Source organism: Niallia sp. FSL K6-0212, from assembly GCF_038007605.1.
Lineage (GTDB): Bacteria > Bacillota > Bacilli > Bacillales > Cytobacillaceae > Niallia > Niallia circulans.
Genome location: NZ_JBBOXL010000001.1, coordinates 4,103,419 through 4,115,798, shown reverse-complemented (window position 1 = coordinate 4,115,798; position 12,380 = coordinate 4,103,419). Strand labels below are relative to the sequence as shown.

General features: G+C 35.4%; 9 protein-coding genes. 7 read left to right on the top strand and 2 right to left on the bottom strand.

What is annotated here, in order from left to right; genetic code table 11:
• Window positions 1-161: 161 nt before the first annotated feature.
• The 7 genes from dinG to MHH96_RS19645 all read left to right on the top strand — a co-directional run bounded on the left by dinG (window position 162) and on the right by MHH96_RS19645 (window position 8,852).
• Window positions 162-2,942, top strand: a complete 2,781-nt coding sequence (dinG, locus tag MHH96_RS19675; RefSeq protein ID WP_341117890.1) for an ATP-dependent DNA helicase DinG — start codon at window positions 162-164, stop codon at window positions 2,940-2,942.
• Between the two features lie 216 nt (window positions 2,943-3,158).
• A complete protein-coding gene (locus MHH96_RS19670) occupies window positions 3,159-3,632 on the top strand; it encodes a cell wall elongation regulator TseB-like domain-containing protein (protein ID WP_047940391.1) in 474 nt (157 codons plus the stop codon).
• Between the two features lie 22 nt (window positions 3,633-3,654).
• On the top strand, window positions 3,655-4,854 hold the full coding sequence (locus MHH96_RS19665; protein ID WP_047940392.1) for a pyridoxal phosphate-dependent aminotransferase: 1,200 nt from the start codon (window positions 3,655-3,657) through the stop codon (window positions 4,852-4,854).
• Window positions 4,855-5,200: 346 nt separating this feature from the next.
• The gene (gene asnS, locus MHH96_RS19660; RefSeq protein WP_047940393.1) at window positions 5,201-6,496 is read left to right on the top strand and encodes an asparagine--tRNA ligase; all 1,296 of its coding nucleotides are present in this window, start codon (window positions 5,201-5,203) and stop codon (window positions 6,494-6,496) included.
• Between the two features lie 190 nt (window positions 6,497-6,686).
• Window positions 6,687-7,397, top strand: a complete 711-nt coding sequence (locus MHH96_RS19655; protein WP_047940394.1) for a DnaD domain-containing protein — start codon at window positions 6,687-6,689, stop codon at window positions 7,395-7,397.
• Window positions 7,398-7,680: 283 nt separating this feature from the next.
• Window positions 7,681-8,337, top strand: a complete 657-nt coding sequence (gene nth, locus MHH96_RS19650) for an endonuclease III (RefSeq protein ID WP_047940395.1) — start codon at window positions 7,681-7,683, stop codon at window positions 8,335-8,337.
• Window positions 8,337-8,852, top strand: a complete 516-nt coding sequence (locus MHH96_RS19645) for a YpoC family protein (RefSeq protein ID WP_053215562.1) — start codon at window positions 8,337-8,339, stop codon at window positions 8,850-8,852. Before nth ends, MHH96_RS19645 begins: the two co-directional genes overlap by 1 nt.
• A 173-nt stretch (window positions 8,853-9,025) precedes the next feature.
• Here MHH96_RS19645 and MHH96_RS19640 read toward each other — a convergent pair whose 3' ends face one another.
• Together MHH96_RS19640 and recU are read right to left on the bottom strand one after the other, a co-directional pair.
• Window positions 9,026-11,737 carry a PBP1A family penicillin-binding protein gene (locus tag MHH96_RS19640; RefSeq protein WP_341117889.1) on the bottom strand — a complete coding sequence of 904 codons (2,712 nt, stop codon included), beginning with the start codon at window positions 11,735-11,737 and terminating at the stop codon, window positions 9,026-9,028.
• Between the two features lie 36 nt (window positions 11,738-11,773).
• On the bottom strand, window positions 11,774-12,379 hold the full coding sequence (gene recU / locus MHH96_RS19635) for a Holliday junction resolvase RecU (protein WP_047940397.1): 606 nt from the start codon (window positions 12,377-12,379) through the stop codon (window positions 11,774-11,776).
• Between the last annotated feature and the right edge of the window lies 1 nt (window position 12,380).

The window sequence follows — 12,380 nt, the reverse complement described above, 5'->3', positions numbered from 1 at the left end:
AATATTTATGTTCCAACCTTTTTTTCGTTTATTTTTCTCTAAAGTGTAAAAGTAACGAAAAAAAAGCACAATAAAAGAATCATTACATAAAGCAGGAACATCTTTCCCTTTTTTCATTTTTATGATACCGTTTGATTGACTGAAAGTTTGAGGTGGACGTAATGAGTAACAAATTTGTAGTAGTTGATTTGGAGACAAACGGTAATTCTCCGAGAAAAGGGGATCGAATCATACAGTTTGCAGCGGTGGTTATAGAGAATGGGAAGATTGTTGAGGAGTACTCTTCCTTACTTAATCCTCTTCAGCCGATAACTCCGTTTATTGAAGAATTAACTGGAATCACAGATGAAATGGTGGAATCAGCACCAATTTTCGAAGAAATAGCAGACAAAATTGTTCATTTATTAGAAGATGCTTATTTTGTTGCACATAATGTTTTATTTGATTTATCTTTTTTAAATGAAGAGCTAGAACAGGCAGGTTGTAGACAATTTTATGGCCCTATCCTTGATACAGTCGAACTAGCAAGGATTTTATACCCTACAGCAGACAGTTATAAATTAACAGACCTTGCCGCACAGGAAGGGATTGTCCATACAAGACCACATCAGGCTGATAGTGATGCTTATGTGACAGCAGAACTATTGCTTTTATTGCTAAAGAAACTGAATGCACTGCCTCAAGTTACGACAAAGCAATTAGAATTTCTAAGTTCATCGCTAAAAAGCGATTTAGATATTTATTTACAAACATTACTTCAAGAGAAACAATCAAAAGTTGAGTATATACCTGAAAGCTGGGAAGTATATCGTGGATTAACACTTAAAAGATTACCTAATAATTTGATTAGTAGCCAAAGTAAAGATTATACCGTTTCTTTTGATGTAAATAATGTTGAAAAACGAATGAAAGATACTTTGTCTTTTTATCAAAAAAGAGAAGGACAGCTAGAAATGATGAATGCCGTTCATCAAGCACTAACAAGTAATCAGCATGGGCTTATTGAAGCTGGTACCGGTGTCGGAAAGTCTCTTGGTTATTTAGTGCCAGCAGCTTATTTTTCGATAGAGAATAAAGAGCAAGTTATTATTAGTACATTTACAACTCAGTTACAGGAACAACTGTTTCATAAAGACTTGCCTTTGCTTAAAAGAATTCTTCCGTTTCCTATTACTTATACGCTTTTAAAAGGCAGAAATCACTATATTAGTTTAGATAAATTTGAAATATCTCTAAAGGAGCAAGAGGATAACTATGATATTGTTTTAACAAAAATGCAGATTTTAGTGTGGTTAACCGAAACCGAAACGGGAGATAAAGATGAATTAAATTTAACAAGCGGTGGAATAAATTATTGGGAAAAAATAAAAAATGACGGAAATTTTTCATTACCAATTTCAAAAGAATGGGCCCAGAAGGATTTTTATCGGAGAACCCGGAATGCTGCTCAAAAGGCTAATATGATTATTACGAATCATGCTTTGCTTGTAAAAGATCTAACAGCAGATCAACATTTGCTTCCATCTTATCATTATGCCATTATCGATGAGGGCCATCATTTTGAAAAAACAGCTACTAAGCATTTTGGTTTCCGCTTTTCATATGTAGCCGTACGATTAAGTATCAATGCGATTGGGACGACAGATCAAAAGCAGCTTATGTATCATTTAGAACATTTGCTAGGTGATTTATCTCTAACGGAAAAAGTGGAATTCAATCAATTTATTTTATCGTTACATGTAGAATTAGATGAACTGTTTCGTGCTGTTCTACGTTATGTGAAAAAAACAAATCAGTCAAGTAAAGAAGGAAAAGGCAGCTACCGTTTAAAGAAAACCGAAACAGGAGATTGGAATGCAGTCAAAAGCGTTGCAGAGAGAATGGTTTTTCTATGGAAGGATGGAAGAAACGCGCTTGGAGAGAAAGTGCTTCGATTAAAAGAGCAAAATAGAAAATTTAGCTCTTCGCAAATGCTTGTAGTTGAACGAATTGAATCGATATTAAATGACTGGCAAATATATATTAATCATTTGCGAGAGATGTTTTTGCGTGAAGGAGACAATATAGCCTGGTTGGAAGCAGATAAGAAAAGTTTTCCTAATAATGCTGTTTTGTATACACAGCCATCTTCTGTTGCAGAACCTTTACAGAATCGTTTTTTTAATCAGAAACAAAGTATTGTTTTTACCTCCGCAACTATAACTGTAAATAATTCATTTGATTACTATTTGAAAGTTTTAGGGCTAGGGAAAAACCAGTTAGAGGTTCAAATTGATTCCCCATTTAAGTATGAGAAAAAAGTACAGCTGCTTATTCCAACAGATGTACCCGAAGTGAATACAGTCTCATTAAATGAGTATGTATCGACTATTGGCGAACAAATCATTAATATCGCGCAAGCTACAAAAGGGAGAATGCTTATTCTTTTCACAGCAAATGATATGCTGAAAAAGACATATGATTACATGAAAGAAAGTGGCTGTCTAGAAGAATATGCTATTTTGGCCCAAGGAATTACTAATGGAAGCCGAATGAGATTAACACGTAATTTTCAACGATACGATAAGGCGATATTATTGGGAACAAATAGTTTTTGGGAAGGCATTGATATTCCAGGAGAAGACTTAACCTGCCTAATTATTGTTAGACTTCCCTTTTCTTCACCAGAAGATCCTTTAACAGAAGCGAAAAATGAACGCATTAAGAATGAGGGCGGAAATCCGTTTTTAGAAAATAGTCTTCCAGAGGCAGTTTTGCGATTTAAACAAGGCTTCGGAAGATTAGTTCGTACAGAAGAAGATAAAGGATTTATAATTGTATTTGATCGGCGCATTGTTTCCACTTCTTATGGGGAAACATTTTTAAAGTCTATCCCTGCTGTACCAATTAAGCAGCAAAATAATGCCGAAATGGTCGAGTTTATTGAAAAGTGGCTGAAGTAGAAGTAGATAACCCTTCTGTTATCTTATTAATGCAGCTTGCATACACATCAACTTTTAAAAGAACAGAATTTCTGTTAAAAAATAGAAAAGGAAGTGGATGCAGGCTGGTCATTTCTAGAAAAAACTACTGATTATTAGTATTATTATTTCTTTCTGTTTATAAATCCTGTTATAATAACCTATGTATAAAATATTGTATTAAAGAAGTGATGAAAAATGAAGAAATGGATTTGGATAATTGTCGTTGTTGTTCTTATTGGACTAGCTGTAAGTATTAATACATATGTTCAAGCGATGAAGCCTGTTAAATCTGCAAGGGAAGTAGCGGAAGATATTGCTAAGAAAGAAGTCGATTTGAAAGAAGTCGACAACTTTCAATTATATAATGGCAAGGAAGCCTATTATATTTTAGAAGGTAAAAACGATGATAATAAGGATATTATTGTTTGGATTAATGAAAAAACCCATAAAGTTACCGAGAAATTGAAAAAAGATGGGCTGACCAAACAAGAAGCGCTTAATATATTATTATCGAAGCAGACGCCAGAAAAAGTCAATCATGTGCGTTTAGGAATGTATGATGGCATACCGGTATGGGAGATCTATTCTCATACAAATAAAGACTCCATAAACTATCATTGGATAGACTTTGAAACAGGAGAAATTCTTTTAACAATTGAAAATTATTAACCAATAGGAGTGGTAAATAACAATGAAAATTCAGTTAGCACAAAGAGTGAATGCATTAACTCCATCAACAACTTTGGCCATTACTGCAAAAGCAGCTAGTTTAAAAGCAGATGGTCATGATGTGATCGGTTTAGGAGCTGGAGAGCCTGATTTTAACACTCCTCAAAATATTATTGACGCTGCAGTTAGAAGCATGAATGAAGGACATACAAAATACACTCCAGCATCAGGTTTACAAGCATTAAAAAAGGAAATTGCGGCAAAGTTAAAGCGAGATCAACAGCTGGATTATGAAACAAATCAGATTATCGTCACAAATGGAGCAAAACATGGATTATATACTTTGTTCCAAGTAATTTTGGACAAAGGGGACGAAGTTATTATCCCTACGCCTTATTGGGTTAGTTATCCAGAACAAGTGAAGCTGGCAGAAGGAGAGCCTGTTTTTATTAAAGGTTATGAATCAAATGAATTTAAGATTACCCCAGAACAATTAAAAGAGGCTATTACTTCCAAAACGAAAGCAATCATTATCAATTCACCAAGTAATCCAACTGGAATGATCTATACAGAAGAAGAATTAAAAGCAATTGGGGAGATTTGTCTAGAACATAATATTTTAATTATATCTGATGAAATTTATGAAAAGTTAGTTTATGGAGATAACAAGCATGTATCAATTGCTTCTTTATCCCCTGAGCTGAAGAAAGCCACTATTATTATCAATGGGGTTTCAAAATCTCACTCCATGACTGGCTGGAGAATTGGCTATGCAGCGGGTTCTAAAGAAATTATTACAGCGATGACAAATCTAGCGAGTCACAGTACTTCAAACCCGACGACACCATCTCAGTATGCAACGATAGAAGCATATGCAGGCCCGCAAGATTCAGTCGAAGAAATGCGTCAAGCATTTAATAAGCGCTTAGATATTATTCATGAAAAATTAAATAATATTCCTGGGTTTTCATGTCTAAAACCCCAAGGAGCGTTTTATCTTTTCCCTAATGTGCAAAAGGCTGTAGAATTAACTGGATTTAAGTCTGTAGATGAGTTTTCAACAGCTTTATTAGAAGAGGCATTAGTAGCAGTTGTTCCAGGTTCAGGATTTGGAGCAGATAGCTACATCCGACTATCTTATGCAACATCACTTGAAAAACTAGAAGCAGCAGTAACGCGAATGGAGCAATTTGTCGAAAAAAAAATCGTCGTTAACAAGTAAAGTTTTATTAGTAGAGAATGCCCACAAAGATACTATTTCTTTTAGGGCATTCTTTCTTTTTCTGTTATTTATTTTTGAAGAGAAATTGACCGGAGTAGGATTAAATAAAAGAAAAGTCGTTGTATACGCTAATATTATCTTGGAAGGTGATCGATAGTGTTGATTGTCTGCAGATGTAAAGGTATAATGTTTTGGTAGAATATTTTTTTATGGTGTAGAATGATTTCTATTAAATCTGCTACTAAGAGTAGAAACAATCGGTCGTTAATCCCATTTATTTTTCTATAGGGTGTACCGAAGTATCTATTTAAGTACATATATTTATTTGTTTTTGGAGGAGTTAATCGTGATTAAAGCAACTATTGCCGAGTTACCAAAATATGTTGATAAAGAGGTTAAAGTAGGCGCGTGGATTGCCAACAAGCGTTCTAGCGGAAAAATTGCCTTTTTACAACTTCGCGACGGATCAGGATTTGTACAAGGAGTTATTGTCAAAAGTGACGTAGCAGAGGAAGTTTTCCAAACAGCTAAATCAATTACTCAAGAATCATCTGTATATGTTACTGGTACTGTTCAAAAGGATGAACGTTCTCCGTTTGGGTATGAGTTATTAGTAACAAATATTGAATTGATTCATACTTCAACAGATTACCCGATAACGCCAAAAGAACATGGAACAGAGTTCTTGATGGATAATCGTCATTTATGGTTACGTTCTAAGCGCCAGCATGCAGTAATGAAAGTAAGAAATGAAATAATTCGTGCAACATATGAATTTTTTAATGAAAACGGCTTTGTAAAAGTCGATCCACCAATTCTGACAGGAAGTGCTCCTGAGGGTACAACAGAACTATTTGCAACTAAGTATTTTGAGGAAGATGCTTATCTGTCACAAAGTGGACAACTTTATATGGAAGCAGCTGCAATGGCTTTAGGAAAGGTGTTTTCATTTGGCCCTACATTCCGTGCCGAAAAATCTAAAACTCGTCGTCATTTAATCGAGTTTTGGATGATTGAGCCTGAAATGGCATTTGTAGAGTTTGATGAGAATTTAGAAGTTCAAGAACAATACGTATCATATGTTGTTCAATCTGTGTTGAAAAATTGTCAGCTTGAGCTTAACACTTTAGGAAGAGATGTTTCTAAATTAGAGAAAATCACTGCTCCTTTCCCTAGAATAAGCTATGACGATGCAATCACATTCTTACATGAAAAAGGCTTTGATGATATCGAATGGGGAGATGACTTTGGGTCTCCGCATGAAACAGCGATTGCGGAAAGTTTTGATAAGCCTGTGTTTATCACACATTATCCAACTAAAATTAAACCTTTCTATATGCAGCCAGACCCTGAAAGAGAAGATGTTGTCCTTTGCGCAGATTTAATTGCTCCAGAAGGCTATGGTGAAATTATTGGTGGTTCTGAGCGTATCCATGATATGGATCTATTAAATAAACGTGTAGAAGAGCATCAGCTAGATCCAGAAACATACAAATGGTATCTAGAACTAAGAGAATATGGTTCAGTACCTCATTCTGGTTTTGGTCTTGGATTAGAAAGAACAGTTGCTTGGATTACAGGAGTGGAGCATGTTCGTGAAACGATTCCATTCCCAAGATTATTAAATCGTCTATATCCTTAATCAACAAGGGTAGAAAATACGGAAAGTTTAGGAGGAAGACCTCACAGCGAATACACAGTGTGAGGTTTTCATCTTTGATAACATTCCTTGTTTTCTCCCTTCTTCTTTTTGTTAACTATTGCTAGGTTTGGGTGATTTTCATTATTACATGCTTATTGCCAACATGATATACTTAATTAGAGGTGTCCTTATGAATAAAACAATTTTTTTAAAATGGCTGCAAGAAGGGAATGTAAATATTCCTTCCACACTTCTAACACATTACAAACATTTAAAAATAGATGAAAAAGAATTAGTTCTTTTACTGCAAGTACATTATTACTTAGAACGAGGGAAGGATTTTCCGACCCCTGCAGAAATAGCTGCGCAAATGACGATAGATATTAATGAATGTCATGAATTATTGAGTCAACTTATCCGCAAAGGCTTTATCGACATATTAGATGGAAATAGTGATACTGGAATCCGATTTGAGAGATATTCATTAGAGCCTCTTTGGAATAAATTAATTGAGCAATTTCTCCTAAATAATAAAAAAGAAGAAGAAGCTTTAATAGAAAAAGAAGAATCAGATTTATATACTTGTTTTGAAAGAGAATTTGGAAGACCATTGTCTCCTTTTGAAATTGAAACGTTAAATATGTGGGTTGACGACGATCAGCATGAAATAGTAATTATAAAAGCAGCGCTTAGGGAAGCTGTGATTTCAGGTAAATTAAATTTTCGTTATATTGACCGAATCTTGTTTGAATGGAAAAAGAACGGAATTAAGACAATCGAGCAAGCAAAGAGCCATGGGAAAAAGTTTAGACAGCATCAATCTGTTGGTTATAAAGCAGAACAATCAAAAGAATCTTCTAACAACAAGACTGTGCCATTTTATAATTGGTTGGATCAATAATCTTTTGATGGAGAAGAAGGATGTATAGGCAAAAATAAGCAGGAGGCTCCTTTTTTCTTTCCTCCTGAGTACTAATTGTTCTTCCTAATATAGGATAAAAAGTAGCATACTTGTGTAAAAAGGGCAACATTGAAAGCTAGGATTGTCACTAGAATAACGTTTAGACTTTCATTAAAACATCTATCAAATAGAAAGATTTCTTAGGTAGATAGATGTTAGTCTTACTATTCTTAGGATGACCTTTTTTTTATAGAGAGTAAGTATATTCATTTCGGAGGATCACATGTTAAAAAAAGATGAAATTAGATATTGTCTAGATACGATGGGAGAGATGTTTCCAGAAGCGCATTGTGAATTAGTTCATTCTAATCCGTTTGAATTAGTGATTGCCGTATCATTATCTGCCCAGTGTACCGATGCCCTTGTTAATAAGGTAACAAAAAATTTATTTCAAAAATATAAAACACCAGAAGATTATTTGAGTGTTCCCTTAGAAGAATTACAGAATGATATTCGTTCGATCGGCTTATATCGAAATAAAGCCAAAAATATTCAAAAACTATGCCAAATGGTTTTAGACAAATATAATGGGGAAATACCAATGGATCGGGATGAACTGATTAATTTACCTGGTGTCGGAAGAAAAACGGCTAATGTCGTTGTTTCTGTCGCTTATAATATTCCCGCTATTGCTGTTGATACACATGTGGAGAGAGTTAGTAAGCGATTAGGTTTTTGTCGTTGGAAAGACTCCGTTTTAGAAGTAGAGAAAACACTTATGAAAAAAGTTCCCAAAGAGGAATGGTCTGTAACGCATCATCGTATGATCTTTTTTGGAAGATATCACTGTAAAGCTCAAAACCCGCAATGCGAGGCTTGTCCACTACTAGCATTGTGCCGAGAAGGGAAAAAGAGAATGAAGACGAAGGGGATAGTCTAATGGCTAACAATCAATTAGATGCACCACCTGAGCTTATATATGGACCGTTCCCAGCTGTAAAGCAATTTCCTAGTATCGCTCCGGATAGCTTTGAACTAATGCCAGCTTTTTTGCATGAGGCTAATTACTATCATAATAAGGTAGTTTATCAGCCATGGAATAAAGCAAACTTTTCTGAGTGTGTAAAATTGGTTTTTGATAAGTGGAGACAGCTTAAACAGGAAATACAATTATTTGTGAAAGAAAGAGATTCTAATAGGCTTCAACAAGGACTAACGATTGGAGTGGAATACTTTTTAGAATGTTTATATTGGGTTAACGAAAAACCGGTCACATTTAAAAATGGTTTAGTAGATCCTAGTTTAGAAGTAAAACCTTTCAATTTAGAAGATCGACTTCAGTTTATATTAAAAAGATTAAATGGTTATCATTCCTTTAAACAGCTGGATGAGCTATATAAAGAATTAGAAAAACAGTTTGCGATTAAATTAGTAAGATTAAAGAGAAGCAATTAAATAGTAGAAAAAGCTGGAACATAAATGTTCTATCAAAAAAACCCCAACCAATTATACGGAGGTGATAACTTTGTATAATTGGTTGGGTTTTTTATTCATTAATAAAAGAGGTCAGGTTAATTTAACTAATTATTTAACAGGGGGAGGGAAGTCCCCGCTGTTGGAAGTTCGTTTTATTGAGAATCATTTTGATTTTGTTCTCTATTACGGTTCTGGTTCTGGTTCTGGTTAGGTTCATTACTATTAGGATGATTATTTTGTCCAGTATTATTGTTACCAGTATTGTTATTATCATTATTGTTATTGTTATTGTTATTGCCATTGTTGTTCTCGCCATTATTACCATTGTTATTGCCATTGTTGTTATCTTGATCGTTGTGATTTTCATCCCCATTGTCTGAGTCATCATTGTCGCCATTATCTTGATTGTCCTCAGAATCTTCGCCGTTAGGATCGTCTTGCTTATCCTCGTCATCTATTGTCTCATTCGGTTCCTCTGGCGGCTGTTCCTCAATTTTTTCTGGTACAGTAATACTAGCAGACGCAGGATCACTTTCTTGATCACCTTTAATTGCTTTTACGGCGAAGTTATAGGTGCTGCCAGGAGTAGGTTTAGCGATTTTTAAACTTGTGTCAGAAGTGACAGTTAATTGCTCACTAGCTCCACCATCTACACTGACGCTGACATCAAATTTAATGCCATCTTTTTTGCCATAATTCCAAGATAAGTCAATTTCATCACTGTTTTCATTATAACTAGCTTTTACTCCATTTGGTGCATCTGGTTTATTATATTTCTGTGATACCTCATTAAGAATATTTCCTTTTACCGCATATTCGGTCAGTATTTGACTACTTGGTGTATAGGAACTTGCTAACCGCGCCGGATAGGTTCCTTTCTCAATTTTAACGGTTTCCACACTATCTGGTTTCTTGAAATCCGCTGTTTCTACCCCTTCAGAAATATGTCCCATGACAGCTTTGAAAATTTGTTGGGCAACTTTCTGATTAGCACCAGGCGTGAGTGGATTTTTTCGTTCCGTATATCCGGTCCATACAGCCATGGTGAAATTCGTTGTGTAACCAGCGAACCAGGCGTCAGGAACACTTTTAGAATTCGTTATGCCCCATTTAGTTCGTTCTTCTTGTGAATAGTTGGTTGTTCCTGTTTTACCAGCAACAGGCAATCCAGGAATATTTGCAAGTTTTCCTGTTCCATCGCTGCTTGTAAGAACGCCTTTTAGCATATCAGATATAAGGAATGCTGTATAATCCTGCATGACAACTTTTGATTTAGGTTCCATATTTATCTTTGTACCATCTTTTAATTTAAAGGATCGCACAGCATGAGGTGCATTATATACTCCTTCATTACCAAAGGCGCTATAAGCTCCAGCCATTTCTAGTGTGCTAGCTTCAAACGCTCCGATTGCATATGATTCATATGCTTCCTCAAGCGGGATACCAAGATTCACGGCAAATTCTTTAGCATTTTCAGCACCAACAGCTTGGAATGCTTTAAGAGCAGGGATATTTCTTGACATTTCTAACGCTTTTCGCATAGTCATAGAGCCTTTATAGCTGTTATCCCAGTTGCTTATCGGTGTTCCGTCTGAATAGGTACTGCGTTCATCTACGATTGTTTGATAAGTACCCCATTTTAAATGTTCAATTGCTGGACCATAATCTAAGATTGGCTTAGCTGTTGATCCTGGCTGGCGCTTCATATCTGTTGCATAGTTTGTGCCTAGCTTTACTTCAGGATCACGATCTCCGCCAAGTGCTAAAATACCGCCTGTTTTTGTATCCAACAATGTAATTCCAGCTTGGAAATCTTTGTCAGGGAAAGGAACGATTTCTCCTTCATACATTAATTTTTCCACATATTCCTGAGCTTTCTGATCCATTGTTGTATAAATTTCTAATCCATCTGTAAATACATTAACATCCGGATATTTTTTCTCAATTTCGGCAATAACTTGTTTTATAAATGGATCAAATGGCAAGTCATTTGATTTACGTTTTTCTTTTGCCACTAATGTATCTTCCACAGAAGTCTTTTGAGCTTTTTCCATTTCCGCTTTAGAAATATAGCCATGCTGGTGCATTAAAGATAAGACGATATTACGTCTTTTCTCTGCTCTTTCCGGATTATTAAACGGATTATACGCATTTGGCGCCTGTGGCATTCCTGCTAAGAGGGCAGCCTCAGGTAAGGTTAATTCATCTAAGCTTTTATCAAAATAGACTCTGGCTGCGGTTTTCACGCCGCTCATATTTTCAGACATAAAGATTTTATTGACATACATTTCAAATATTTCTTCTTTTGAGTATTTCCGTTCTAATTCAAGAGCCAGCCATGCTTCTTGTGCTTTTCGGCTTAATGTTTTTTGCGGCTGGTTAAAGAAGAAGTTTTTCACTACTTGTTGTGTAATCGTACTTGCTCCTTCAGAACCAAACCCATCTCGGAAGTTTGCAATAACAGCTCCGCCTAGGCGAATAGGATCAATTCCATGATGCTTAAAAAATCGCGAATCCTCGGTTGCGATAAACGCATCTTTCACTAAATCAGGAATATCTTCATAGTTTACATAGTCTCGGTTTACGGCACCTACTTTGGCTATTTCATCATTGTTTTTGTCATAGATAGTAGAAGAAATAGGATCCTTTAATGTCTCTGGATTTAATTCAGGTGCGTCTTTTACCATAATAGCAAAGGTCACACCACCGGCAATAATGCCGATAATGCCGATTGTTAATAAAATAAGCAGAACGCGCTTAAACAAATTCTTGCCGCTTTTTTTCTTTGCTTTTTTAGGAGCTTTTTTCTTAGAGGCTTCAAGTTGTTTACGGCGCTCCTCTCGCGTTTGATATTTATCTGTCATAATTATTCCTACCTTTCTTTCTAAAAACAAAAGGAATTAGTTAAAATCATAAATAGTATCGATTACTTTTATATAGTCAATTCGAGGTCGGTAACCTAGGCTGATGGAATGACCATTGCTTGCTAATTCTTGTTTTGTAATCGATTTTCTTCCCCCATTTATCATTCTTTCCCAAAATACAAATAGTTTTTCTGCATCTAAATAGAATATTTCATTAGTTTCAGAAAAGGAGATAATGACAAAGCAAATTCCTTGTTGCTCACATACCAACCGCATATGCTTGATTTGGTGTTCATGGAAGTTATTCAGCGGAAAGGAAGTTGTATGCTTCGTTTCTTTCGCTTCAAAGTCAATATATTTACCTCGATAAACACCATTATAGTCTGTAGTGGAAGCTTGTTTAAAATAGGCTTCTTTTATTACAGCAGCACTTCTTTTAGGGTAATCGACTTGGACTATTTGAACAGGCGTCGGCTTTTTATGTATGACTGCCTTTCCAAATTCTAAATAGTATTTATTGGTTTCGTTCAGATCATCCTCTAGTGTCATACCTCGATTACTATAATTTACCTTTTGGGGCGGCTTGGTATGTACGTTTTTTAAAGGAGTGTACCTTTTCCCATTTGGATAATGAATCTTCATT